Origin of the sequence: Nocardia alni (genome assembly GCF_019038435.1) — a bacterium.
GTDB lineage: Bacteria > Actinomycetota > Actinomycetes > Mycobacteriales > Mycobacteriaceae > Nocardia > Nocardia alni.
The window spans coordinates 72134-96629 of the sequence record NZ_JAGPOX010000013.1 but is presented as its reverse complement, the minus strand read 5'-3'; the positions used below and the strand labels follow the sequence as shown (position 1 = coordinate 96629).

The 24496-nt window shown below is 67.4% G+C and carries 22 protein-coding genes; 5 read left to right on the top strand and 17 right to left on the bottom strand.

The genetic code is table 11. The annotated features are described in order from the left end of the window. Positions 1 to 205: 205 nt before the first annotated feature. Positions 206 to 1414, bottom strand: coding sequence for an acetyl-CoA C-acetyltransferase (locus JZ791_RS07980; RefSeq protein ID WP_216893553.1), 1209 nt, complete (start codon positions 1412 to 1414; stop codon positions 206 to 208). Positions 1415 to 1551: 137 nt separating this feature from the next. Here JZ791_RS07980 and JZ791_RS07975 point away from each other — a divergent pair, with 137 nt between their 5' ends. Together JZ791_RS07975 and fabG are read left to right on the top strand one after the other, a co-directional pair. Continuing rightward, positions 1552 to 2715, top strand: coding sequence for an acyl-CoA dehydrogenase family protein (locus JZ791_RS07975; RefSeq protein WP_216893545.1), 1164 nt, complete (start codon positions 1552 to 1554; stop codon positions 2713 to 2715). A gap of 202 nt (positions 2716 to 2917) precedes the next feature. Next, complete coding sequence (gene fabG, locus JZ791_RS07970; RefSeq protein WP_216893544.1) at positions 2918 to 3664, top strand: 3-oxoacyl-ACP reductase FabG; 747 nt, start codon at positions 2918 to 2920, stop codon at positions 3662 to 3664. 164 nt (positions 3665 to 3828) lie between these two features. Here fabG and JZ791_RS07965 read toward each other — a convergent pair whose 3' ends face one another. Next, the gene (locus JZ791_RS07965) at positions 3829 to 4716 is read right to left on the bottom strand and encodes an HpcH/HpaI aldolase/citrate lyase family protein (protein WP_216893543.1); all 888 of its coding nucleotides are present in this window, start codon (positions 4714 to 4716) and stop codon (positions 3829 to 3831) included. A 30-nt stretch (positions 4717 to 4746) separates the two neighbouring features. Further along, positions 4747 to 5541, bottom strand: a complete 795-nt coding sequence (locus JZ791_RS07960; RefSeq protein ID WP_216893542.1) for an enoyl-CoA hydratase/isomerase family protein — start codon at positions 5539 to 5541, stop codon at positions 4747 to 4749. 199 nt (positions 5542 to 5740) lie between these two features. Between JZ791_RS07960 and JZ791_RS07955 the strand changes: the two genes are divergently transcribed. Beyond that, positions 5741 to 6559 (top strand): acyl-CoA thioesterase domain-containing protein, encoded by an 819-nt coding sequence (locus JZ791_RS07955; protein WP_216893541.1) that lies wholly within the window; start codon positions 5741 to 5743, stop codon positions 6557 to 6559. Positions 6560 to 6570: 11 nt separating this feature from the next. Here the strand turns inward: JZ791_RS07955 and JZ791_RS07950 are convergent, their stop codons facing one another. The 9 genes from JZ791_RS07950 to JZ791_RS07910 form a co-directional block, all read right to left on the bottom strand. Further along, positions 6571 to 7812 (bottom strand): cytochrome P450 family protein, encoded by a 1242-nt coding sequence (locus JZ791_RS07950; protein ID WP_216893552.1) that lies wholly within the window; start codon positions 7810 to 7812, stop codon positions 6571 to 6573. A 167-nt stretch (positions 7813 to 7979) separates the two neighbouring features. Next, on the bottom strand, positions 7980 to 8693 hold the full coding sequence (locus JZ791_RS07945) for a GntR family transcriptional regulator (RefSeq protein WP_216893540.1): 714 nt from the start codon (positions 8691 to 8693) through the stop codon (positions 7980 to 7982). Positions 8694 to 8782: 89 nt separating this feature from the next. Then, complete coding sequence (locus JZ791_RS07940) at positions 8783 to 9958, bottom strand: CaiB/BaiF CoA transferase family protein (RefSeq protein ID WP_216893539.1); 1176 nt, start codon at positions 9956 to 9958, stop codon at positions 8783 to 8785. Then, on the bottom strand, positions 9955 to 11133 hold the full coding sequence (locus JZ791_RS07935; RefSeq protein WP_216893538.1) for a CaiB/BaiF CoA transferase family protein: 1179 nt from the start codon (positions 11131 to 11133) through the stop codon (positions 9955 to 9957). Before JZ791_RS07935 ends, JZ791_RS07940 begins: the two co-directional genes overlap by 4 nt. A 96-nt stretch (positions 11134 to 11229) precedes the next feature. Continuing rightward, entirely contained in the window at positions 11230 to 12393 is a 1164-nt protein-coding gene (locus JZ791_RS07930; RefSeq protein ID WP_216893537.1) for an acyl-CoA dehydrogenase family protein, read from the bottom strand. Then, complete coding sequence (locus JZ791_RS07925) at positions 12390 to 14336, bottom strand: AMP-binding protein (protein ID WP_254205354.1); 1947 nt, start codon at positions 14334 to 14336, stop codon at positions 12390 to 12392. The genes JZ791_RS07930 and JZ791_RS07925 overlap by 4 nt, the downstream gene beginning before the upstream one ends. A gap of 37 nt (positions 14337 to 14373) precedes the next feature. Next, complete coding sequence (locus JZ791_RS07920; RefSeq protein WP_216893536.1) at positions 14374 to 14850, bottom strand: MaoC family dehydratase; 477 nt, start codon at positions 14848 to 14850, stop codon at positions 14374 to 14376. 81 nt (positions 14851 to 14931) lie between these two features. Then, positions 14932 to 15090, bottom strand: a complete 159-nt coding sequence (locus JZ791_RS07915; protein WP_216893535.1) for a hypothetical protein — start codon at positions 15088 to 15090, stop codon at positions 14932 to 14934. An 82-nt stretch (positions 15091 to 15172) separates the two neighbouring features. Beyond that, positions 15173 to 16345, bottom strand: a complete 1173-nt coding sequence (locus JZ791_RS07910; protein WP_216893534.1) for a CaiB/BaiF CoA transferase family protein — start codon at positions 16343 to 16345, stop codon at positions 15173 to 15175. 239 nt (positions 16346 to 16584) lie between these two features. On the opposite strand from JZ791_RS07910, the gene JZ791_RS07905 reads away from it, so the two are divergent. Beyond that, positions 16585 to 17979 (top strand): MmgE/PrpD family protein, encoded by a 1395-nt coding sequence (locus tag JZ791_RS07905; protein WP_216893533.1) that lies wholly within the window; start codon positions 16585 to 16587, stop codon positions 17977 to 17979. Between the two features lie 21 nt (positions 17980 to 18000). Here JZ791_RS07905 and JZ791_RS07900 read toward each other — a convergent pair whose 3' ends face one another. Next, positions 18001 to 18612 (bottom strand): TenA family protein, encoded by a 612-nt coding sequence (locus JZ791_RS07900; protein ID WP_216893532.1) that lies wholly within the window; start codon positions 18610 to 18612, stop codon positions 18001 to 18003. A gap of 126 nt (positions 18613 to 18738) precedes the next feature. Between JZ791_RS07900 and JZ791_RS07895 the strand changes: the two genes are divergently transcribed. Next, on the top strand, positions 18739 to 19719 hold the full coding sequence (locus JZ791_RS07895; protein ID WP_216893531.1) for an AraC family transcriptional regulator: 981 nt from the start codon (positions 18739 to 18741) through the stop codon (positions 19717 to 19719). 60 nt (positions 19720 to 19779) lie between these two features. Here JZ791_RS07895 and JZ791_RS07890 read toward each other — a convergent pair whose 3' ends face one another. From JZ791_RS07890 to JZ791_RS07875, 4 genes are all read right to left on the bottom strand, one after another. After that, positions 19780 to 20580, bottom strand: a complete 801-nt coding sequence (locus JZ791_RS07890; protein ID WP_216893530.1) for an SDR family NAD(P)-dependent oxidoreductase — start codon at positions 20578 to 20580, stop codon at positions 19780 to 19782. Next, positions 20577 to 22205 carry a class I adenylate-forming enzyme family protein gene (locus JZ791_RS07885; RefSeq protein ID WP_216893529.1) on the bottom strand — a complete coding sequence of 543 codons (1629 nt, stop codon included), beginning with the start codon at positions 22203 to 22205 and terminating at the stop codon, positions 20577 to 20579. The genes JZ791_RS07890 and JZ791_RS07885 overlap by 4 nt, the downstream gene beginning before the upstream one ends. A gap of 73 nt (positions 22206 to 22278) precedes the next feature. Then, a complete protein-coding gene (locus tag JZ791_RS07880; protein WP_216893528.1) occupies positions 22279 to 23739 on the bottom strand; it encodes an aldehyde dehydrogenase family protein in 1461 nt (486 codons plus the stop codon). A gap of 9 nt (positions 23740 to 23748) precedes the next feature. Further along, positions 23749 to 24480: a hypothetical protein gene (locus JZ791_RS07875; RefSeq protein ID WP_216893527.1), complete on the bottom strand. Its 732-nt coding sequence runs from the start codon at positions 24478 to 24480 to the stop codon at positions 23749 to 23751. Positions 24481 to 24496: the final 16 nt, after the last annotated feature.

Here is a 24496-nt window from a genome sequence, read left to right as displayed (position 1 = left end):
ATAAGAGACAGCCGCAAGTCCAGTCCCCCGCAGGTCCAGTCCCCCGCAAGTCCAGTCCCCCGCAAGTCCAGTCGGCTGCTGGCGGCCGACCGGACCTGCGGCAGATCTCAGGTTCGGCCGGTTACCTCGTTGCGCGAAACCAACTGGGCGGCAAGCACAGTGCGCTGGATGCCGCCATGGTGCCTACTACACCGCCTCCGCGCCGCTAGACCGCCTCCACTGTCGCGGCAAGCCCCTGACCACCACCGATGCACATCGTGGCGAGCCCCTTCCCCCCACCACGACGATGCAGTTCGTGCAGCAGCGTGGTCACCATCCGCATCCCGGTGGCGCCGATCGGATGTCCGAGCGAGATGCCCGAACCGTTGACGTTGAGTCGGTCGTGATCTCGCCAGTCCCATCCCTCCAGCACCGCGAGCACCTGCACGGCGAACGCCTCGTTCAGCTCGACCAGATCCAGTCCGTCCAGCAACTGCCGGGTGTCGAGTCCTTGGCGCGCAGCGAGTTTCGCGACCGCGGGCACGGGTCCGATACCCATCCGCGATGGATCGCATCCGGCCGCCGCCCAGCCGCCGAGGTAGCCGATCGGAGTCAGTCCGAGTTCTTCCAGCCGGTCCTCGGCCACCAGCAGGCAGGCCGAGGCGGCGTCGTTCTGCTGACTCGCATTGCCGGCGGTCACGGTGCCGCCGGGGGTGATCGCGCGAAGCTTGGCGAGAGTCTCGGTGGTGCTGTCGGGCCGCACACCCTCATCGGTGGCGACGATCCGGGGTTCACCGCGGCGCTGCGGCACCGAGACCGACACCACCTCGTCATCGAAGCGGCCGTTCTTCCACGCCGCCGCGGCGCGCTGATGACTGCGGGCGGCGTAGGCGTCGGCGCTCTCCCGATCGATGGCGTAGTCCGCGGCGAGGTTCTCGGCCGTCTCGATCATTCCGGAGATCTTGCCGAACCGTTCCTCGGGCTGCGAACGCTCGCGCCCCCGGTCGAGCCGGTCGTAGAGCGAGACGGTTCCCGCTCGCGCGCCCCAGCGAGTGGCCGTCGAGTAGTACTCGATACGGCTCATGGACTCCACCCCACCCGCGAGCACCACGTCGGCAGCCCCGGTCTGGACCATCATCGCCCCGGTCACCAGCGCTTGCAGGCCGCCGCCGCAGCGCCGATCCAGCTGCATGCCCGGCACCCCGATCGGCAGTCCGGCGTGCAGCGCCACCCAGCGGCCCACGCACGGCACCTCGGAATTGGCGTAGGACTGCGCGAAGACCACATCGTCGATCCGTTCGGGGTCGACGCCGCTACGGCCGACAACCTCACGGACCACGGTCGCCGCCAGATCCTCCACCGGAACATCACGCAGCGCGCCGCCGAAGGTCCCGACAGGTGTTCGCAGCGGCTGCACGATCGCGACCCGCCGCAGATATTGCTGATTCGACAACGTACTCACACCTATTCCGATCGAATTGGTTCAGGACGGCCCCCGGCGCATCCGGCGCCGCTTGCCGCCTATACATTTTATATAATATTCTACGAGACGAACAGAGGACGGTGATCGACATGCCCGAGGTGGGCCCCGAAGACTTCAGCGCGATCCTGGCACACGTGCGCGAATTCGTTCGCACCAAGGTCGTGCCCCGCGAGCAGGAGATCATGGATGCCGACGCCATCCCCGACGATCTGCGCAAGCAGGCCGCCGAGATGGGCCTGTTCGGTTACGCCATCCCCCAGCAATGGGGCGGCCTGGGCCTCGAGCTCACCCAGGACGTCGAGCTGGCGATGGAATTCGGCTACACCTCGCTGTCGCTGCGCTCGATGTTCGGCACCAACAATGGCATCGCCGGTCAGGTGCTGGTCAACTTCGGCACCGACGAACAGAAGGCACAGTGGCTCGAGCGCATCGCCTCCGGCGAGGTCGTCGCCTCCTTCGCACTGACCGAACCGGGCGCGGGCTCGAACCCGGCGGGCTTGCGCACCAAGGCGATTCGCGACGGCGACGACTGGGTCATCGACGGCCAGAAGCGGTTCATCACCAACGCGCCGATCGCGGACCTGTTCGTGGTCTTCGCCCGCACCCGCCCCGCCGACGACTCGGGCCCGGGCATCGCGGTCTTCCTGGTCCCCGCCGACACCCCCGGCGTCGAGGTCGGCGTCAAGGACAAGAAGATGGGCCAGGAGGGCGCCTGGACCGCGGATGTGATCTTCTCCGGCGTACGGATACCGGCGTCGGCGCTGGTCGGCGGCTCCGAGGATGTGGGATACCGGGCGGCGATGACATCGCTGGCCCGAGGCCGTGTGCACATCGCCGCACTCGCCGTCGGCTCCGCCCAGCGGGCCCTGGACGAGTCGGTGACCTATGCCGCGGCGGCCACCCAGGGCGGTCACCCGATCGGCGAATTCCAGCTGGTGCAGGCCATGATCGCCGATCAGCAGACCGGCGTCATGGCCGGCCGGGCACTGGTTCGCGAGGCCGCCGCCCGCTATGTCAGCGGAGAAGACCGGCGCATCGGCCCGTCGGCCGCGAAACTGTTCTGCACCGAAATGGTGGGCAAGGTCGCCGATCTCGCGGTGCAGATCCACGGCGGCACCGGCTACATGCGCGAGGTCCCGGTCGAGCGCATCTACCGCGACGTGCGACTGCTGCGCCTGTACGAGGGCACCAGCGAGATTCAGCGCCTGATCATCGGCGGCGGGCTGGTCCGCGAGGCCGGGAAGCGCAAGTGACTGCGGCACGACAGGATTCGACCGCCGCAGCCGAAACGCCGCGGCGACCGTCGGGTCCGCCGCGGCAACACCGGTCTGTCCGGGCCGATCAACGGCGTCACCGGCAGCGTCGACGAGCCCGCGATCCTGACCGCGGAAGCCCACCGCATCATGGCACAGGCGGGCACTCCCGGCCTCACGCCCCAACGAAACGGAGTTCGACATGTCACAACCGCTGCTGCACAACCGAACCGCGGTCATCACCGGCGCCGCACAGGGCATCGGCTACGCCATCGCGGAGAAGTTCGTCGACGAGGGCGCGCGGGTGGTGCTCGGCGATCTCGACGCCGACGCCGTGAAACGGGCCGCCGAACGCCTCGGCGGCCCCGACAGGGCCATCGGCGTCCGCTGCGATGTCACCGACGCCGCCGAGATCGACGCCCTCCTACGGGCCGCCGTCGACACCTATTCCAGCCTCGACATCATGGTCAACAACGCCGGCATCACCCGCGATGCGACCATGCGCACCATGACCGAGGACCAGTTCGACCAGGTCATCTCCGTCCATCTCAAGGGCACCTGGAACGGCACCCGCAAGGCAGCGGCGATCATGCGCGAACAGAAGCGCGGCGCGATCGTGAACCTGTCCTCGTTGTCCGGCAAGGTCGGCATGGTCGGCCAGACCAACTACTCCGCCGCCAAAGCCGGAATCGTCGGGCTGTCCAAGGCCGCCGCCAAAGAGGTTGCCCATCACGGCATCCGGGTCAACGCCATCCAGCCGGGCCTGATCCGCACGCCGATGACCGAGGCCATGCCGGAGAAGGCCTGGGAGCAGAAGATGGCCGAGATCCCGATGGGCCGAGCCGGTGAGGTCGGCGAAATCGCCTCGGTGGCACTGTTTCTCGCCTCGGACCTGTCGTCGTATATGACCGGCACGGTGCTCGAGGTCACCGGCGGACGGCTCATGTAGTGCCCGGATGGGACCGCCCGACAGATCGCGAGACAACATGGCGCGATCCGGATCCACTGCGCCGGCGGTTGGCGGCAACTGCCCGGGGAACTGATCATCTCCGGGCACGAACAGCGCGAAACCGGCTCCGGGAGAAGATAACCCGGGGCCGGTTCGCTCTGCGCTCAGACGCCGATCGCGTCGGCCAACTCGATGACGGCCTCGGCCGTCTTCACATGCGCCAGGTCGATGTGCACGCCCTCGAAATCGACCGCGCCGTTCCCTGCGGCCTCCGCCTCGCGGAACGCCGATATCATGCGGCGATAGAACTCGACCGTCTCCCCCGACGGGGTGAAGACCTCGTTGGAGATGGCGATATGCGACGGGTGAATGCAGACCATGCCCCGGAATCCGAGCCGCCGGGAATCCTCGGCGAACCGGCGGAAACCGTCGAGATCCTTGATGTCCTGCCACACCCCGGTCACCGGATGAGTCTGCCCGGCGCCGCGGGCCGCGACCACGATACGGCTGCGCTGATACAGCGTCTCCAGTCCCTCGAGGGTGAATTCGAAACCCAGCTCGCGCCCCACATCGGCATTCGGGCCGGTGGCGCCGAGCAGGCTCCACACCCGCGGGCACGCCTCCGCGATCTCCTCACAGTGCGCCACCGAGGCCGCCGTCTCGAAGCTGATGATCAGGCCCACCGAGCCGGGTTCGAGGCCCTCGCGCTGCTCGATGTGGGAGACGACGGCGTCGATGCGCCGGACCTCCTCGGCGTCGTAGACCTTCGGCAGGAACAGCCCGGCCACGCCCGGCACGATGACGGCCTCGGCGTCGGCGGCGAAGTGCCCGCTGTCATAGCTGTTGGGCCGCACCCATACGTCGGGGCGCACATTCTGCTCCCGCAGCCGCCCGAGGGTTTCCCGCACGGTCAAGCGGGCAGCGGCCTTGTCCGCGGCCGGGACCGAATCCTCCAGGTCGAGAATCAACGCGTCGGTTCCGGCGGTGACCGCCTTCTCGGCCCAGGTGGGTTTGTGCCCGGGCACGAACAACATCGAACGGTACGGCTTCAAAGGTCTTCTCCTTCTGCGAAATTCGTTGATTCAGAACCGGGGGTCGCGGTGTTCGAGGTGCGCGGCCAGACCCTCGCGCACCTCGGGGCCGCCGAACCCGTAGAACTCGAGTGCCAGGGAAGCGTCGAAAATGGACCCGGCGACCTGCCGGTACCAGTTGTTCAGCGACTGCTTGGTCCACCGGATCGCGGTGGGGGCGCCGGCAGCGAGTTCGTGAGCCACCCCTCGTGCGGTGGGCAACAGTTCGGCGTCGGAGTCCACACACAGCGAGACGAGCCCGATGCGCTCGGCCTCCTCGCCGTTCAGCGGGCGGCACGTCATCAGGTAGTACTTGGCCTTGGCCATGCCGCACAGCAGCGGCCAGCAGATCGCGGCGTGGTCGCCGGCGGCGACACCGAGGCGGGTATGGCCGTCGATGATCTTGGCGGTCTTGGTGGTCACCGACACGTCGGCGAGAATCGCGGCGACGAGACCGGCGCCGACGGCGGGACCGTGGATCGCCGAGATGATCGGTTTGGTGCAGTCGAGCACGTTGTAGACCAGATCGCGGGCCTCCCGCATCACGCGCGTGCGGACCTCGTAGTCGTCACGCATCGCCTCGACCATCGAAAACGATCCGCCGGCCGACAGACCCTTACCCTCCCCTCGAATGACGATCGCCTCGACGTGCGGATCGGCGTCGAATTCACGCCAGATCTCCGCCAGATCCGCGTGGGCGCCCTCGCTGACCGCGTTCAGATTCGGAGCCTCGAACACCAACTCGACGACCCCCGCATCGTCGGGCCCATCCACCCGCAGGTGTTCGAAGCGCGTATAGCGGCTCATGTCCGTCCTTCCGTGCCGATCGCGAATACCGCGTCCAATGAAAACATTATATATTAAGTACGACAAGACTGGTCCGGACCTCCAGCTCACCGGGCCCGCACCGGCACCGGCGGACAGGCCGTGACCGCTCGCGTGGTAGCACTGATCGGGCGGCCGATCATGCGCCGCTCGCCGCTCGATCAGAAAGGAAGGCCGGCACATGGATCGTGCTTTCTTCCGCGTCAAATACGGGGATACCGAGGAATTGCATCCCGAACCGGGCGCGGACAGCGGCTGGGGCACCGAGCACATGCGCGGGCTCGCCGTCAGCGGCGCACTCGCCCGCGAGGCCGAGCGCACGATCGACACCCTCGGGCGCGAGGACCTGCGACCGGTGCGATGGACGCTCGACATGTTCCGGGCGGCGAAAATGCAGCCGTCCACCACCTCGGCGACGGTGATCCGCGACGGGCCGCGGCTGTGCCTGATCGATACCACCCTGCACCAGGACGGCGAACCGGTCGCCCGGGCCAGCGCGCTGTACCTGCGGCCGACCGAGACACCGCCGGGGGTCGTCTGGTCCGGTGGCGCCGCTCCCACCCCACCGGCCGACGAACACATCGCGCCGAAGGATCGCGAACGACTGTACTTCGACCCCGAGCGCGGGTGGGGCGACTGGACCGACGGCTTCGCCGACACCGCCCGAAAACAGGTCTGGCACTTCCCGATTCCCATCGTGCACGGCGAACGCCTGACACCGTTCCAACTCGCCGCCTCCATCGCCGACGTGACGAACCTGATCTCCAACCTCGGCAGTGCGGGTCTCGAGTTCATCAACCCCGATGTCACCATGACGATCGCGCGCCTCCCACAGAGCGCCGACCTCGGCCTGGCCCTGACCGAACGCGTCGAACACCACGGCATAGCGGTCGGCACCGCGGTCGTCTTCGACCGCCAGGGCGTCATCGGCACGGTCACCGCCTCCGGCCTGGCCAACGCCCGCCGAGCCGTCGGCCGCTACTCCCTACGCGAGCACTGAAGGTGACGCCCTCAGCCCTGCGGCAGCGGTGGCGACGGCGGGAAGGTCACCGGCAGCGCGCTCAGGGCTCGATGGAACGGGCCGGGGCGCCAGGTGAGATCTGCCGGAGCGGCAAGTCGCATCTCGGGCAGAGCGTCGACGAGCTGGTCGATGGCGTCCTGAGCCACCAGATAGGCCACCGACCGGGCGGGGCAGGCGTGCGGGCCGGTGCTCCAGGACAGATGCGAGTTGTTGTCCAGGTAGTCGCCGGCGCCGTTCGCGGGATCGTTGTTGCAGGCGGCGATGCCGATGACCACCGGCTGGTTCGCGGCCAGCCAGTAACCGTCGATCAGGATCGGCTGCCGCGGGAAGGTGGTGCACAGGTTCGACAGCGGCGGATCGGTGAAAAGCACCTCGTCCAGGGCGGCGCGGGTGGTCAGGCTGCCGCCCAGCAGTCCGCCGGCGAATCGCTGATCGGTCATCAGCATGCGCAGGGTGTTGACGATCAGGTTTTGCAGCGGTTCGATTCCGGCCCCGTAGAAGCTGACCAGCTGGCTGTTCATCTCGGCGTCGTCGAGGCCGACCGGATGCCGCAGCAACCGTGAGGTGATGTCGTTCCCGGGCTCCTTCCGCTTGAGTGCTATCAGATCCCCCAGCGCCGCGACGAGCATCGCGTCGGCCCGGTCGGTGTCCGAGCCGTCGAATATCGCGGCCATGGCATCCGCCGCCCGGCGCCCGATCTCCGCCGGGCAGCCGAGCATCGTGTTGACCACCTCGAAGGTCAGCGGATAGGCGTACTGGCTGATCAGCTCCGCCGAACCGGTCTCGCAGAACGCGTTGATCAACTGCGCCGAGATCTTCTCGATCGCGCCGTGCAGGGAGAACAGGTCGAATGCGTTCAGGGCTTCCACCGTGGGGACTCGATAGCGCGCGTGTTCGGCGCCGGCGCTGCGAAAGGCGTTGGGGCGCCACTCCATCAACGGCAGGACCGGGCAGTCGCCGGGAATGTCGCGCTGCCAGATACGAGGGTCGGCCGGGAAATGGTCGGGATCGTTGAGAATCCGCCGGGCGGTCTGGTAGCCGATCACGAGGGTGGCGGGCACGCCGGGCGCGAGTTCGACCGGCGCCAGCGCACCGTACCGCTCCCGCAGGGCTCGATACACGCGGTAGGGGTCGGCTGCGAATTCCGCTGTGTAGAGCGGGGTTCGAGCTCCAGCGGCGTCGAGCTGCGCTCCGTGCGGAACCGGGCTGGACGCAGCACCGTGCGATGGCATGGTCAACGGTGACCTCCGAGCAGGATCGACAGAATGCGACCGCTCGCGGTGATATCCGCCGAGCCGGTCCGTGGAATCGTATCCAGTGCGGGGCGGCGCGTGGCGTGAAATTCAAATATTATGTATTTTATGTAAGGAGCGCAGGGCGTGCCGGGCCACTGCCTGCCCTATGCCGTGGACTTCTCTTCCTCCGACCACAGGCCCTGAGTCTCCAGCATGGCGACCAATTCGTCGGCGCCCTCCATGATGTGATCGCGCATCAGGGTGTTGGCGGCCTTCGCGCGCCGCTTCTGCAAGGCCTCCAGGATCGCGGGATGCTCCTGCATCGTGTGCTTGCTGTGGCCCTCGATGTCGTTGTAGAACCGATTGGGCAACTGCCGCACGATCGAACGCAGCAACATGGCCAGGCGGCGAGAGTCTGCGGCCAGATTGATCGTGCGATGGAACTCGTGCCCGAGTTGCACCACCAGCGCGGGATCGGTTCCCTGCGCGACCGCCTCGGCGTGCCGGGCGTTGACATCCGCGAGATGCTCGAGCTGGGTGGGAGTGATCAATTTCGCTGCGCGCCCGGTCAATTCGCCCGCCAGCGTGGCCTGTGCCCAGAAGATGTCGCGCACGTCCTGGCGGCTGAAAGCGGACACCATGAACCCGCGTCGCGGGACGAGTTCGACGAACCCCTCGCCACTGAGCAGCAGCAGTCCCTCGCGCACCGGAGTGTTGCTGACGCCCACCGCTTCCGCGATCGGCTCCGTGCGCAGAAAGTCGCCCGGCCGGACTCGTCCCGTGATGATGAGTTCGCGCACATAGGTCGCGACATCCTCCGAGAGCTGCTGGCGCTGGGAGTTCGAGCTACGCGGCAAACTCCGCGTCGTCGATTCCATGTAGGCTCGGTCCTTTCCGGTCGGCACTTATTACGCATTATGCCTCATGTTTTCCGGAACCAGCGGCTCTGGCGGGCGTACGGGCCGCCTCAGCTCCCGTGTGGAAGCGGCGCCGCACTCTCGCGCGCACGACCGAATTCCGCACGGATGGCATCGGTATCGGCGCCGAGATCCGGAACCCGCCCCGATACCGTCGGCCAGTCGCGCGCCGACGCGGGCGGCAGCAATGCCGGTAGCCGTCCCACCGGCGAATCGACCTCACGCCAGCGATCCCGCTCCGCGAGCTGCGGATGTTCGGCCAGATCCCGCACACCGTTGAGCCGGGCGTTACCGATTCCGGCGGCATCGGCCAGTCGCTGGATATCGGCCAGCTCGCGCCGCGCGCACCACGCTCCGAGGATCTCGTCCAGCTCGGCACGCCGGACCACCCGATCGTGATTGTGCCGGTAGCGCGAGTCGGCCGCCAGATCGGGACGTTCCAGCAAATCCTCTGTGAGGCGGCGCCATTCGCGATCGCTCGTGGTACCCAGCACGGCCGTCTGCCCGTCCGCGGTCGGATACGCGCCGTAGGGTGCGATCATCGGCGAACCCATCCCGACCGGTTCGGGTTCGGTGCCCGCGTGCAGCACCTGGTTCAGCGCGAAGCCCATCATCTCGGCGACCACGTCGAGCATCGCGATCGGGATCAGCGCCCCACGGCCGGTGCGCTCACGGTCGTACAGCGCCGCGAGCACGCTGGAATAGGCGTAGAGGGCGGTCCCGACATCGGCCACCGGGATTCCGGGCTTGGCGGGCGCACCGGGCGTCCCGGTGATCGCACACGATCCCGCTTCGGCCTGAATGAGCAGGTCATAGGCGCGTTTGTGATCCAGCGGCCCGCCCTTGCCGTAGCCGGAGATATCGACCACGATCAGGCGCGGATACCGCCGCAGCAGTTCCTCGGGCTCGAAACCCAGCCTGCCGAGAGCGCCCGGGCCCAGGTTGGACACCAGCACATCGGCCCGCTCGAGCAGGCCGCTGAACACCTCCCGATCGGCGGCATCGGTCAGCTCGAGCGCCGCGGATTCCTTGCCGTGGTTGAGCCAGACGAAATGGGCGGCCATCCCCCGCACCACCCGGTCGTAGTGGCGCGTCGAATCGCCGGAGCCGGGCTGTTCGATCTTGATCACCCGGGCGCCGAGATCGGCCAGGTGACGGGTGCACAGCGGCGCGGAGATGGCCTGCTCGAGTCCGACGACGGTGATCCCCGACAGCGGCGAGCTCATAGCAGCTCCTCCCTCGACAAGGCTTGTGCGGCAACATATTCGCTGTCTCGCGAACGATCCGGCCCGGTCCAGTCGGCGATGAGATCCGCGACGTCGAGAGGTTCGGTGCGCGGCACCGAGGGCGCGCGGGCGGGAGTGCGGCTCAGCCGGGGTGCGGGCGCCGGTTGCAGCACACCGTGCACCCGCTGGAACAGCTCGCGCTGGGTGTTGTGCGGATCCTCGGCGGCCTCGTCGAAGGTCAGGACCGGGGTCACGCAGGCATCGGTGCCCGCGTAGATCCCCGCCCACTGCGCCCGCGTCCGGGTCGCGACCGCGGCGCCAATGAGTTCACGCAGCCGCGGCCAGTTCCGCCGATCGTCCTGTCCGGGCCAGTCGGCGGTGTCGACGCCGAGGCGGGCCAGGAATTCGGCGTAGAAGTCGGGTTCCAGCGCGCCGACCGCGAGATAGCGGTCGTCCGCGCAGCGGTAGGTGTCGTAGAAGGGAGCGCCGGAGTCCAGGTAGTTCGCGCCTGGATCGTCGCTGTAGAGCCCGGCCGCGCGCAGGCCCTGCAATTTCGCGGTCAGCAGTGCGACACCGTCGACCATGGCCGCGTCCAGCACCTGACCACGGCCGGACTTCCACGCCTCCAGCAGGGCACAGACAATGCCGAACGCGCCGATCGCCGCACCGCCGGCGTAGTCGCCGAGCAGATTGATCGGCGGCCGCGGCGCCTCACCGGCGCGCGCCATCGCGTGGAGCGCCCCGGTCTGCGCGACATAGTTGATGTCGTGCCCGGCTTCGGTTGCCAGCGGGCCGGTTTGGCCGTATCCGGTCAACCGCGTGTAGATGATCTCCGGATTGCGGGCGAGCGCCACATCCGGTCCCAGACCCAGCCGTTCGGCTACTCCGGGCCGATAGCCCTCGACGAAAACATCCGCACCCGACATCAGCCGAAGCACCGTCTCGATGCCGTCGGGATTCTTGAGGTCCACCGCGATCGCGTCGCCGCCGCGATTGACCACGTCGAATTCCGCACGCAGCCCATCGGTCTGGCCGAGGGCGCGGGCGGACCGATGCGGCGGGCGCACCACGCGCACTACGTGAGCACCCATATCCGCCAGCAACATGCCGACGAAGGGCACCGGGCCCATCCCTGCCAGAACCAGCACCCGCACACCGGACAACGGTCCGCTCATCACCACACACTCCTGTTTCGTTGGAAGACGACGCCGGCCGCGGACCTGTGACCGACAGCGGCCGGCGTCGTTGCCCGAGATCCCCTGCAGGGGCGATCAGTAGGACCGCGGGAGACCCAGCACCTGCTGAGAGATGTAGTTGCGCACCATCTCCTGCGAGAAGGGCGCGTTACGCAGCAGGCGAACCTCACGCCACAGCCGCTCGACGTGGTACTCCTTGGAGTAGGCGTATCCGCCGAAGGTCGACAGCGCGCGATCGCACGCCTCGAAACCCGCCTCGGCGCCAAGGTATTTCGCGGCAGCGGCCTCCTTACCGCACGACTTGCGGGCCTCGAACAGTCCGGCGGCGTGCATGCAGACCCGCTCGGCGGCCTCGAGCCTGATCCAGGAATCGGCCAGCGGGTGGGCGACGGCCTGGTTCTTGCCGATGGGACGGTCGAAGACGACCCGATCCTTGGCGTACTGGGTAGCCAGCTCCAGACCGGCACGGCCCAGACCGACGCCTTCCAGGCCGACCACGATGCGCTCGGGATTCAGGCCGTCGATCAAGTATGTGAAACCCTTGCCGACCTCGCCGATCACCTCGTCGTCGCGGACCTCGAGGTCATCGATGAACAGCTCGTTGGAGTCGATCGCCGAACGTCCGAGCTTCTCGATCTCCCGCACGGTGATCTTGGTGCGATCCAGATCGGTGAAGAACAGGGTCATGCCGTCGAGCGGCTTGTTCTCCTCGCGCGGCGAGGTGCGTGCCACGATCAGGATCTTGTGCGCGTTCTGGGCGTTGGTGATGAACACCTTCTGCCCGTTGATCACCCAGCCGCCGTCGGTTTTGGTCGCCTTGGTCCGGATGCGTGAAGTGTCAACGCCCGCAGTGGGTTCGGTGATCGCGAAGGCCATCAGAATTTCTCCGGAGGCCAGCTTCGGCAGCCATTCGCGCTTCATCTGCTCCGAGCCGTAGCGCAGGATCGGCGCCGGCGGGAAGACGTAGAAGTGGATGGCCGAGCCGCCGCTCATGCCGGCGCCGGAGGCCGCGACCTCCTGCAGCATGATGCCCGCCTCCGTCAGGCCCAGCCCCAGGCCCCCGTACTCCTCGGGAATCATCACGCCCAGCCACCCGGCCGCGGCGAAAGCCTTGACGAATTCCCATGGGTATTCGCCCTTCTTGTCCTTCTCACGCCAGTAGTCGTAACCGAATTTCCGGGCCAGCTCGCGGGTGTTCTGGCGGACCAGTTCCAGGTCGTTTTCGTCGGTCAGTGTCATTGGTGATCTCCTGAGCGGGTCGGGATTGCGTCGATGGGGGTGGCCGGATCCAGCGAGGACAGGTCCCCTTGTGAGAGGCCCAGATAGCGTGCACGGATCGCGCGGCGCATGATCTTGCCGTTCTTGGTCTTCGGAAGTGCCTGCACCACATGCAGAGTGGGCGCGAACGAGCGTCCTATGTGATGGATCGCGGCGGCCTTCAGATCGTCGTGATCGGTGCCGTCACCAACCACGACGAAGGCGACAACCCGTTGTCCCCGTTGGGGATCGGGCTCGCCGATCACGGCGGCCTCCACGACGCGACGGTCCTTCAGCAACGCCGCCTCGATCTCGGCGGGCCCGACGCGGCGGCCGGAGACCTTGATGGTGTCGTCGGATCGCCCGTGGATACGCCACACGCCGCGTTCGTCCACCGCGGCCAGGTCGCCGTGCACCCACACGTCTTCCCAGCGGTTCCAATAGGTTTCGAGATAACGCTCGCGGTCCTGCCAGAACGCGTGCGTCATGCCGGGAAAGGTGTTCAGGACCGCCAGTTCGCCGACCTCACCGGTCACCGGCTTTCCGTCGCCGTCGAGCACGGCCACATCCGCGCCGATCAGCGGCGCGTTGAACGATGCCGGGTCGATGGGCAGGAACGGATAGGCGACCAGCAGACCGCCGCCGACCTCGGTGCCGCCGCTGAAGTTGACGATCGGCCGCTGCGCGCCGCCGACCGTCTCGAACAGCCAGCGCCAGGTCGGCTCGTCCCACGCCTCACCGGTGGATACGAACGACCGCAGGGTCCGCAGGCCGGTGGGCGCACCCTCGGTACGGGCCATGACCAGCCGCATCGCGGTGGGCGCCACACCTTGGACCGTGACGCCGTTGCGGTCGATGATCTCCCACATCCTCGTGGGCGTGGGATGATCGGGCACCCCCTCGGTGAACACCACCGTGGCGCCGAACTGCAGACCGCCCGCGATGAGCATCGGGCCGACGAGCCAGCCCATATCCGAGATCCAGGCGATGACGTCGTCCTCGTGCACATCGAAGCTGTAGCCGAAGTCGACGGCGGTCTTCACCGCGAATCCGGCGTGCGAGTGCACGATTCCCTTGGGCCGCCCGGTGGTGCCGGAGGTGTAGACGATCGTCAGCGGATCGTTCGACTCCAGCGAAACCGTCGGCACCGGTTCGGGATCGGCCGGCAACTCGTCCCAGTAGACGTCCCGTCCGTCGCGCATCTCGACGCCGTTGTCGAGATGACGGACCACCACGCTGTGGCGGACGGACGGGGCGGACAGCAGGGCCTCGTCGGCGGTTTGCTTGAGCGGCACCACTTTTCCGCGACGCGTGGTCGCATCGGCGGTGATCAGCGCGACCGCCCCGGAGTCCCGCAGCCGGGCGGCCAGGGCCTCGGGTCCGTAGCCGGTGAAGGCCGGAACGGAGATGGCCCCGATCATCGCGCAGGCCAGGAAGGCTACCACCGCCTCGGGCACCACGGGGACGAACAGCACGACTCGGTCGCCGCGCGAAACACCCAGGGCGGCAAGGTGTGCCGCGAACCGGCGCACCTCGGCGTCGAGTTCGGCGTAGGTGAGGGCGCGGCGGGTCCCGCCGTCACCCTCGTAGACGACCGCGGTCTTGTCCGCGATCGGGCCGGTGGCGTGCCGATGGGCGCACAGGGTGGCCAGATTCAGCCGCCCGCCGGGAAACCAGCGCGGGAACGGGGTGCCCGCGCTGTCGTCGAGGACCCGCTCGAACGGCTCGGCGAATTCGACGCCGAGATCCTCGACGGCCGCGCGCCAGAACCATTCCGGCTCATCGACCGACGCCCGGTGCAATTCGGCGAGGCCGCGGTAACCCCACTTCGCCATGGCCGTCAGTAGACGGCTGCGGGCACATACATCGTCGGTGGGCATCCATACCGACCGCTCGGCCGGATCGGCGGGACCTGGTCCTCGCATCGGGCACATCCTTTCTCTGCGCGACTGGTCTTCGTGATCAGGACGCGGTCGCGGGCTCCGGTGCGGCGGAACGCTTGAGCATCAGTCCGGCGCGCAGGCAGTCGCAGACCACCTCGTCGCGCTGGTTGATGCCCTGGTGGCGGAAGTTCACGATGCCGGAATCGTTGCGGCTCTTGGATTCCCGCTTGCTCACGATCTCGGTCCGCACATGGATGGTGTCGCCGTGGAAGACCGGCGCCGGGAACTTCACCTCCTGGAAACCCAGGTTGCCCAGCGTGGTGCCCAGCGTGGTGTCGGGGACCGTGATCCCCGAGACCAGCCCGAGGATGAACAGGCTGTTCACCAGGCGCTGGCCGTGGATGGAGTTCTTGGAGTACTCGGCGTCCAGGTGCAGCGGCGCGACGTTGAGGGTCAGCGAGCTGAACAGGACGTTGTCGGTCTCGGTCACCGTGCGCCGCGTCGCGTGCTCGATGACGGTTCCGGGTTCGAACTCCTCGAAGTAGAGGCCGGCCATGACGAGTCCTTTCGATTCGATGAGGGCGCTTCCCCGGTTTCCCGCGGTCGAACCCAGCTTATAGCATTATATATTATATTGTCACGGATTGGACGAGTAGCCCGCTCCGGCCCGGCGCCGATCGCGGTACACCCCGCGGTACCGCTCCGGGGCTTCGAAGTCGAACTCGGGTGCGCCATGGTCGCGGGCGTACTCGTCGAGGGCGGCACGAAACCGCTCGGTCGCCGCGCTGGAGGTCACGATCGCCTGCCGTCCGAAACGTCACTCGACATTCAAGGCTCACTCACTGTTGGTGACAGACAAGACTTTTCGACGCCCGCCGTCAGCCTTCGGCGTACAGCACCTTCGCTTCGACCAACTCGTCGATCTGCTCGGGCGTGTACACCTCGGCGGCGACAGCGCGGCTTTGCGCGCCGACCCGCGGGGCGGTTCCCGGCCGATCCGGACGCTCACCGTCGAACGTCCACGGCGGACGCATCAGCGCCAGCCCATCGGGCTGCCGTTCGACCATCTCCAGCCATTCGACCTGCTCGTGTTCGAGATAGCCCGTCATCGACAGCACCGGCGCGAACGGCACGTCGGCGGCGCTCAGCGCCTGTTCCCAGTGCCGCACCGATTTACGCTCGAATTCGCTCTCGACGATCCGCACGAGTTCGAAGTAGTTGGACTCGCGCGGGCGATATTCGGCGAAGCGCGGATCCTCGGTCAGGTCCGAGCGTTCCATCGCGGTGCACAGCGAGTGCCAGAACTTCTGCGAGGACGACAGGTGGATCGCCAGGAACTCCCCCGTCGAGGTCTTGACGCAGAAGTTCTGCGCCTGCGGGTGGCGGCTCTGCCTGCTCGGATCGGCGCCCAGCTCGAATGCCTGGGTGATGCCGTCGGTGGTCAGAACGCTGACCGCTTCCATGATCGAGGTCTGCACGTGCTGCGGTTCGCCCGTCTTCAGCCGGCCCACCAGCGCGGCGAGTACACCGGTGGCCGTGCTCAGGCCGGTGACGAGGTCGGCGCTCAGACCGCCGGCCAGTTGCGGGTGGTCAGCGTCGCTGAACAGCGAGTACAGACCGCCGAAGGCATGTCCGATGGTGTCGTAGGCCGGGCGATTGGCCAGCGGGCCGCCGCCGCCGAATCCGGTCACCGACCCGTAGACGACATCGGGCCGCAGCGCGCGGCACTCCTCGGGCCCCAGACCCATGGCGGCGAGTTTGCCCGGACGCAGATTCTCGAGGACCACATCGAACCGCGGGACCAGCGCCTTGACCAGCGCGATTCCCTCCGGCTTCTTCAGGTCGACGGACAGGCTGCGCTTACCGCTGTTGTACTGGCGGAAGTACGGGCTCCCGTCGTTCTGCAGACGCCGGAAGTCCTCGCCGACGACCGGCTTCTCGACCTTGACCACCTCCGCTCCGAGCGCGCACAGGATCGACGTGGCGAACGGAAGTGAGATGTAGCCCCCGATCTCCAGGATCCGGATTCCGTCGAGCGGCTTGTGCTGCATGGTTTGCCCTCCAAACTGTCGGCTTTAATATAATATATTCTATGCAGACTGGATAGCGGTACCTCGAACTCGACCCGGGCGCCGATCGGCGGGCACATCCGCCGGACGACCACGACAACAGCGGCCTCGGGCGGCGCCCTGACCCGAAGTCCTCGACGCCTGCCCCGCGATCGAGCCTACGGCCCGGCCGCCACAGTCCCGACGACCCGGCCCGACCGGTATATCCGAAAGGTTCATCGATGCAGCACATCCCCGCACTCGAGCAGTCCGTGGCCCAGCTGGTCACCGACCTCGAATTCGATTCCATCCCAACCGAAGCCATCGACGGCGCGCGACGGCTGATGCAGGATCAGCTCGCCTTGCAGGTGGGCAGCGCGTCGCTGCCGTGGAGCCGGGCCGTACTGGAGCTGACCCGCGCCACGCACGCTCCGGGCGCCGCGCACGTCACAGCGAGCGGTGACACGATGAGCGCGGCCGACGCCGCCTTCGTCAACGCCACCTTCGGGCACGGCTTCGAATACGACGACGCGCACCGTGCCAGCTCCTCCCACCCGGGTAGCTGCGTGGTGTCCGCGGCGCTCGCGGTCGGCGAGGAGCTCGGCGCCTCGATGCGGGAGGTGATCACCGGCATCATCGCGGGCTACGAGGTCTACACCCGCATCGGCGTGCTCGCCGCACCGCAACTGCTCGAGCGCGGCTTCCACCCGCACTGCCTGCTGTCGAACTTCGGCGCCGCCGCCGTGGTCGCGAAGATGCGCGGCTTCGACGCCGAACGCACCCTGCACGCACTCTCCATCGCGTTCAGCCACTGCTCGGGCACCACCGAATACACCTCGACCGGCGGCTCGGTGAAGCGCCTGCATTCGGGCATCGGCACCCGAAACGGCATCCGCGCGGCCGACATGGCAGCCGCCGGAATCACCGGCCCGACAACATTTTTGAGTGGCGCAAAGGGCTTCTACCGCACCTTCGTCGGCCGCGATGTCGCCGACGACGCGGACGCCGCCTTCTCCCTCGACTCCCCGTTCGAGATCACCAAGATCTGGATCAAGCCCTACTGCTGCTGCGGAATCAACCACGCCTACATCGACGGCGCCCGTCAGCTGTCCGGCCGGACCGCCGATATCGAAACCATCGAACTGGGCATCCAAACCGGCGGCGACGTAGTGATCGGCAACAAGAACGCGAATGCCTACGCGCCCCAGACGATCGAACATCTCCAGTACAGCCTCCCGTTCCAATTCGCCCTGTCGGTCCTGGGCCTGGGCAACGGCTTCCGCACCCACCACGACTACCTCGCGGGCCGGCTGGATCTGAGCGAAGGCAGCGACGTCGCGGCACTGGCCCGCCGAGTGAAGATCGAGGTGAAACCTGAACTCGACACCGCGTACCCGGGAAAATGGGTCGGCGACATCACCATCGGCTACACCGACGGCACCAGCGAGAAGATCTTCGTCGACAGCCCCCTGGGCACCGCCGAAAATCCCATGTCCCCACAGGATCTGGACGCCAAGTTCCGCGATGTGACGGTCTCGGACTTGGGCGCCGAGCGCAGCGCGGAGCTGCTACAGGCGATCATCGCCGGTGATCCGGACCAACCGGCGTCGGAATTCGCTGCGCTGCTGCGGGTTTGACGGCATGCGGCGGTTGCCGGTTCACCCGCGGCTGAACGGCACATCCCAGAACGCGAGTTCGTGGCGCATTCCGGTCAGGAACAGTTCCTCCGCGTTGTCGTTACCCGCTTCGTCGAGCATTTGGGCGCAGCGGGCGGTGAGGGCCGCGAAGGCGGGGTCGGCGTAGGTGCCGATCCAGCGCTGGTAGCGCGGGTCAGCGGGTGGGTTTTGCTCGAGGATGGCGCCGAGCGTCGAATAGCCCCACATGCAGGGGTAGAGGGCGGCTAGGCCGTCGGCGTAATTCGCGGCCGAATCCAGCAGGAACGTAGTGTATTTCGCGCACGGCTCGCCCTTGGCGGCGCTGTCGAGGTCGGCGCCGAACTCCGCGGCCAGAGCGCGGTGCAGCGAGAGTTCGTCGTGGAAAGTGGCGTGCGCGAGATCGACCAGGTCGCCGAGGTGGGCAGTGGGGGCCTGCCAGGCGAGGCGGGAGAAGACGCGGACGTAGTCGAGCAGGAACAGGTAGTCCTGTTCCAGCCAGGAGCGGAACACCGGGTCGGCGAGGTCGCCCTTCGCGATCCCCGCCACGGTCGGGTGCGCCAGTTGCTCCTCGACCAGCGGGCGGCCGAGCCGCTCCAGATGTGCTGCGAGACTCATGCGAGAAGTCTCTCTTACTCTCTCGAACAAGACAAAGTTTTTGATATAATATATTTTTGCCTACGTGGTTCCGGCCGATCCACTGTCCGCCACGCACGGGTAGGCTGAGGTTGCGAGGAGGTAACGGTGCCCGAGCAACTGCATACCGGCCCCCGGCTGAGTTTCCATACCGGCGATGTCGATGCCGCCATCGAGCAGGTCACCAAGACGTTCGCCCGGCACGAGGTGCAGCTGGCGGATGTGCGCGATCTCGATTTTCAGCTCGATCTGGCCCCGGCGCCCCGGTTGACGGTTGCTCGCATGAGCTACGGCACCGAGGCCGTCATCCATGGCCCGCCCATGCAGTTGTGTTATCACGTGAATCTTCCGGTGACCGGCGAGAGTGTGGTGGCGCAGAACGGTGTACGGCGCACTATTTCCGGTGGTGAGGCCGGGGCGGTGTTCGTACCTCGCTATCCGGTGATGGTTGCCTGGAGTGCCGGATCGTGGCAGTACCACGTCAAGATCCCGAAGGAGTTGCTCGAGGCGCACGCCGCCAAACTCACCGGCGTCCCGGTCGATGACGGAATTCGCTTCGACGTCGATTTCGACCTGCGCGGCGGACTGGGCTCGGCGCTGATCGCGACCACCGAATTCCTCCACGCCGAGCTGAATCGCCCGGGTGGGCTGGCGACCGTGCCCAGCGCCTGCCAGGAGTTGGAGGCCGCGCTGATGACGCAGCTGCTGATGGCGGTGCCCAGTCAGCTGAGCCCGCTGCTGCACAGCAAACCCGCGCATACCCGGCGGTCGAAGATCCGTGAGCTCATGGACTACATCGACAACCATCCGGAGGTGGAGATCACCACCGCGGATCTGGCGGCACGCGCCGGGATCGGGCCGCGCGCTCTGCAGGCCGGATTCCAGGACGTCGTGGGTATGTCGCCGACCGCTTACCTGCGCGGCGTGCGCCTGGATCGGGTGCATCTGGAATTGGCCTCGGGCAGCGCGTCCTCGGTCACCGACGTCGCGGCGAAGTGGGGTTTCTACCACCTCGGCCGCTTCTCCCAGCAGTACCGGGAACGGTTCGCGGTCACGCCCTCACAGACGGTGGGTCGCGCACGCCAGTGAGCTGGGCCCGTGACAACGACGTGACGGACCTGGCTCAGTGGCGTGCGCGACCGGTGGCGATCAGCCTTCGTCGAAGACGATGGTCGAGGCGTCGACCGCGGCGCCTCCCCCATCGGCCACGAGCACGTGCCCGGTGACGATCGACGCGTCACCGGAGGCCAGGAAGGCGCAGACCGCCGCGATCTCCTCCGGTTCGGCCGCGCGACGCAGCGGAACATGTTTGGTGGTCAGGTCATACGCCTCATCGAGGGTGATGCCCTCGCGCCGCGCCAGATAGGCCATCGCGCCCTCACCGAGCTTGGTGCGGATCCAGCCGGGGCAGACCGCGTTGACCCGCACACCCTTCGGACCGTATTCCCTGGCCAGCCAACGAGTTATGCCGATCAGCGCCGCCTTCGCCGCGGTGTAGCCGACGGTTCCGGGTGGGCCCGCGATCAGTCCGGCGGTCGAGGCGAACAGCACCAGCGAACCCCGCCGCGCCATCAGATGCGGCATCACCTCCCCGGCCAGATAATACGAGCCGTGCACGTTGACGTCGAGCGCTTTCTGGTATGCCGCAGCGTGTTTCGGGTTCGCGGTGCCGGAGATCGCGGCGCCTTGCGCGGCGATGACGGTGTCGATGCCGCCCAGGTCGGTCGCCGCGCGAGCGACCACGTCGTGGATCGCAGCGGGGTCGGCGCCATCGGCGGGCAGGGCCAGCGCGCCGGTCCGCTCGGCGAGCGCCGCGAGCCGGTCGGCATCGATATCCGTCACCGCGACCTTCGCTCCGTCGTCGACAAGCCGGCGGACCACCGCCGAGCCGACCCCACCGGCCGCGCCGGTGACGAGTGCGAATTCGGGTTTACCGCGTGCGCCGCTCATCGGACCACCTCACTGTTGTCGCTGCCCTGTACGGCGGGGGCCGGGTCAGCGGATTCGACTCTCGCGCCGACAGTTTCGTACTGTGCGCGCAGTTCGTATTTCAGGATCTTTCCCGAGGCATTGCGCGGGAGTTCATCTCGTTCGATGAAGTACTTCGGGATCTTGTAGGAGGCCAGCCGCTCGCGGCAGTAGGCCCGCAGCGCGTCCTCATCGAGATGGACGCCCGCCTCGGTCACCAGCACCGCGCAGCCGACTTCGGCGTACTTCGGATCCGGTACCCCGACCACCGCGGCGTCCACGATGCGCGGATGTGCGGTGAGCACACTCTCGATCTCGGCGGGATACACGTTCTCCCCACCGCTGCGGATCATATCCTTGGCCCGCCCGGCCAGGACGAGGAAGCCGTCGGCGTTCACATATCCCAGATCACCTGTGCGACACCAGCCGTCGATGAAGGTGTCCCGGTCCGCCTCCGGGCGGTGCCAATAGGCGGCACTGACCGCGCCGCTGCGCACGATGATCTCGCCGACCTCCCCGACCGCGGCGCCACCGGTGGAGATGTCGCCTTCCCCCGTCCATACCTTGGCCTCGGCCAGCGGAAGGGGACGGCCGATGCTGTCGGGCTGGGAATCGAAGTCCTCGTCGTCGAGGGTGGTGGCGATGGCGCCGCCCTCGGTGAGCCCGAACACCTGGGTCAGCCGGATTCCGGGCAACCGCCGCCGGACCTCGGCGACCATCCACGGCATCATGGTGTCACCGCCGATGATGAAGTGCCGCACCGATTTCGGGAGCCGATGCTCGATATCGTCCAGGCGCAGCATATCCCCGAGCATGAACGAGAACAGCAGGCAGTCGGTCACCTGCTCCCTGTCGATCACCTCGAGCAGATGATCGACGGTGAAATTGCCCGAGGCCAGGGTGACGACCGTGCCGTGCATCAGCAGCGCAGGCGCGGTGACCGCCTCGAATCCGCCCGCGTGATAGAGCGGGCCGGGTACGAGGGCGACGGTCCGCGGGGAGAAGCGCCAGCGCAGCGATTGCATGGTGGCCGCGGCGAGGGTGTTGGCGTGGGTCCAGATCGCACCCTTGGGCAGTCCCGTGGTGCCCGAGGTGTAGAGCAGCGACATTGGGTCCGCCGCAACGACTTCGGGTGTCTCTGCGAGCGGCTCGCCACCCTCGAGTATCTCGAAGGGTTGCGCCCATTCCGGCGTCGCATGTTCGGAATCGATACGCACGATGAAGGTCTCGATCTCGAGTTGCGCGCGCACCGGCTCGGCCTTGGCGAGCAGGCTGCTGTGGATGATGAGCGCCTTACACCCCGAGTCGTTCAGGATGAACCGCAATTCGGCCGGAGCGAGGCGGAAGTTGAGTCGCACCGCGATCAGGCCCAGCCGCGCCGCGGCGAAACACAGCGGAAGATATTCGGCGTCGTTGTACAGCATCAGCCCGAGCCGATCGCCCTTGCCGAGCCCCAGCTCCGCCAGGGCGCGGGCGTAACGCAGCGATGTGTCACGCAGCTGTTCGTAGGTGATTCGTTCGCGGCCGTCGAACGCGACCGCGACCCGATCGCGCCCGCCGGCCGGAATCTGATCGACCACCGAGTCGAGAACGCGAGAGAAATTCACGACACACCGTCCTTCCTCCGGGCCCGTCCGTGACGGGCCCGCCGTACTGGCGTCATCTGTTCGCCGTGCATGCTCAGACGCCCGGTCCGAGCACGATCTGCTTGAGCTCGGTGAATTCCTGGATTCCCTCCGGGCCCGATTCCCGTCCCCATCCGGAGCCCTTCACCCCGCCGAACGGTGCGCTGACCGCGGGGCCGAACGTGTTGATCGCCACCGACCCCGACCGGATGCGGGCGGCCGTGGCGAGAGCGGCCTCGCGATCGGTGGTGTAGACCGAGGCGGCCAGGCCGAAACTGGTGTCGTTGGCCAGCCGGACGCCCTCGTCCAGGTCGCGGTAGGTCTGCACGACCGTCACCGGGCCGAACACCTCGCCTCGCACCAGATCTGCGTCCGGCGCGAGGCCGGTGATCAGCGTCGGTTCGTAGTACCACCCGGTGTCGGTGTGTGGTGGCCGCCGACCGCCGGCCACCACGCGGCCGCCTGCGCCGATCGCGCGTTCCACGAATCCCTCGGTGCGCCGCAGCGCGGCCCGATTCACCAGCGGGCCGATCCGGGTTTCCTCGTTGAGCGGATCGCCGATCCGCAGCGCCGCCCACGCCGAACGCATCTTCTCGATCAACTCGTCGTGACGCCGCTCGGAGATCAGCACCCGTGACAGCGCCGCGCAGACCTGTCCGGTGCCGCCGGTCGCTCCCGGTACGAGCGATTTCAGGACCCGATCCAGCGGCGCGTCGTCGAGGATGAGCGCCGGGGATTTGCCCCCGAGTTCCAGATGGGTGCGGGCGAACCGGGACCGGGTCGCCTCGATGATCTGTTGTGCCGCAACGCGTCCGCCGGTCAGCGACACCATGTCGACACGCGCGTCGGCGGTCAGCATCCGGCCGATCGTGACGTCGCCGCACAGGATGCTCAGCGCGCCCGGCGGAAAGCCCGCGGCCCGAGCGCATTCCGCGACGAGCCGCATGATCAGCTGCGATTCGACGGCGGCCTTCACGATCACCGGGCACCCGGCGAGCAGCGCCGGAATCACCTTGGTGCCCATGGTGACCAGCGGACCGTTGTAGGCCATGATCGCCGCCACCACACCGGCCGGTTCGCGCCGCACGACGACCTCGCCGAGCATAGATTTACGGGAATCGTCGCGCAGAGCCCGCGCGGCGCATTCCAGCGCGGCCGACCACGCGCCCGCCGCGCCGAATTTGTGCAGGGTGGCGCTGTAGCGGACCGGCATTCCGGCCTCGGCCGCCCAGACGGTGCCCAGTTCGCCGAACCGTGCCTCCAGCGCCGCGCAGAAGCGGCCGCAGATCTCGACGCGGGTTTCCACCGGCACCCGACCCCATTCGCGTCCGTCGTCGGCGGCCTGCACCGCCGCCCGGGCCTGGACCTGTGAGGGCAGGACGACCTCGGCGATCACCTGCTCGGTAGCGGGCGAGACGACTTCGTACAGCGGCCCGTCGGCGGCGACCCACTCGCCGCCCACGAATACCGAATCACTGTGCGGGACGGTAACTCCCGCGACTTCGACAGCACTCACCGGCAACCCTCACGAACCGTTCGCGATGAAGAACGGGCTGGCCGGCTTCAGGAACATGGTCGAGAACGGGTTGATCATGAAGTCCGGGATCTCCATCTCCCCGGAGATCAGCCGGCGCTTCACCTCGGCCCGGAAACCCTCGAGGTCCCCGGCCGTCTCGTAGATCGCGAGATGACCCAGATCCACCGCTTCCACACCGGGCAGCGGCTTGACCTCCGACACCTCGAATCGTTCGGCCCGTATCACTCCGGGCGCGGACATGATCTGCGGAATGTGCACCTCGTCATACCAATTCGCGAACGTGTCGTCGTCGCCGGTGTGCCGACTCCAGGCGAAGAACAGATGCCGGTCGTCCAGACTGTCGGTGACAGTGAACTGCTCCGACAGTTGCGGTTTGCTCACCGATTTCGCGAACAACGCCTTGAACGGCTGCACCATGTAGTCGGGCAGCACCATCTCCTGGGAGATCAGTTTGCGCTTGACCTCCTCGCGGAAGCCCTGCGCGGACCCCCCCATCTCGTAGAGGGCCAGATGACCGAAGTCCACCGAGTCCACACCCGGCAGCGGTGTGGTGTCGGCGATCAGGAAGCGTTGCGCGCCCAGCATTCCGGGTGCGGCCATCACCTGCGGGATGTGCTCTTCGTCGTACCACTCGGCGTAGGTGTCGTAGTCGGTGGTGTAGGTACTCCACGCGAAGAACAGGCTGCGGTCGCCGGGGTTCGGCACGGCTGCGGAAGCCATCGGATACCTCCTCGTT

Coding starts and splice junctions, on each gene's coding strand:
- JZ791_RS07975 (WP_216893545.1), top strand. CDS start 1,552: ATGCCCGAGGTGGGCCCCGAAGACTTCAGCGCGATCCTGGCACACGTG.
- fabG (WP_216893544.1), top strand. CDS start 2,918: ATGTCACAACCGCTGCTGCACAACCGAACCGCGGTCATCACCGGCGCC.
- JZ791_RS07960 (WP_216893542.1), bottom strand. CDS start 5,541: ATGAGCCGCTATACGCGCTTCGAACACCTGCGGGTGGATGGGCCCGAC.
- JZ791_RS07955 (WP_216893541.1), top strand. CDS start 5,741: ATGGATCGTGCTTTCTTCCGCGTCAAATACGGGGATACCGAGGAATTG.
- JZ791_RS07950 (WP_216893552.1), bottom strand. CDS start 7,812: ATGCCATCGCACGGTGCTGCGTCCAGCCCGGTTCCGCACGGAGCGCAG.
- JZ791_RS07945 (WP_216893540.1), bottom strand. CDS start 8,693: ATGGAATCGACGACGCGGAGTTTGCCGCGTAGCTCGAACTCCCAGCGC.
- JZ791_RS07940 (WP_216893539.1), bottom strand. CDS start 9,958: ATGAGCTCGCCGCTGTCGGGGATCACCGTCGTCGGACTCGAGCAGGCC.
- JZ791_RS07935 (WP_216893538.1), bottom strand. CDS start 11,133: ATGAGCGGACCGTTGTCCGGTGTGCGGGTGCTGGTTCTGGCAGGGATG.
- JZ791_RS07930 (WP_216893537.1), bottom strand. CDS start 12,393: ATGACACTGACCGACGAAAACGACCTGGAACTGGTCCGCCAGAACACC.
- JZ791_RS07925 (WP_254205354.1), bottom strand. CDS start 14,336: ATGCGAGGACCAGGTCCCGCCGATCCGGCCGAGCGGTCGGTATGGATG.
- JZ791_RS07920 (WP_216893536.1), bottom strand. CDS start 14,850: ATGGCCGGCCTCTACTTCGAGGAGTTCGAACCCGGAACCGTCATCGAG.
- JZ791_RS07910 (WP_216893534.1), bottom strand. CDS start 16,345: ATGCAGCACAAGCCGCTCGACGGAATCCGGATCCTGGAGATCGGGGGC.
- JZ791_RS07905 (WP_216893533.1), top strand. CDS start 16,585: ATGCAGCACATCCCCGCACTCGAGCAGTCCGTGGCCCAGCTGGTCACC.
- JZ791_RS07900 (WP_216893532.1), bottom strand. CDS start 18,612: ATGAGTCTCGCAGCACATCTGGAGCGGCTCGGCCGCCCGCTGGTCGAG.
- JZ791_RS07890 (WP_216893530.1), bottom strand. CDS start 20,580: ATGAGCGGCGCACGCGGTAAACCCGAATTCGCACTCGTCACCGGCGCG.
- JZ791_RS07875 (WP_216893527.1), bottom strand. CDS start 24,480: ATGGCTTCCGCAGCCGTGCCGAACCCCGGCGACCGCAGCCTGTTCTTC.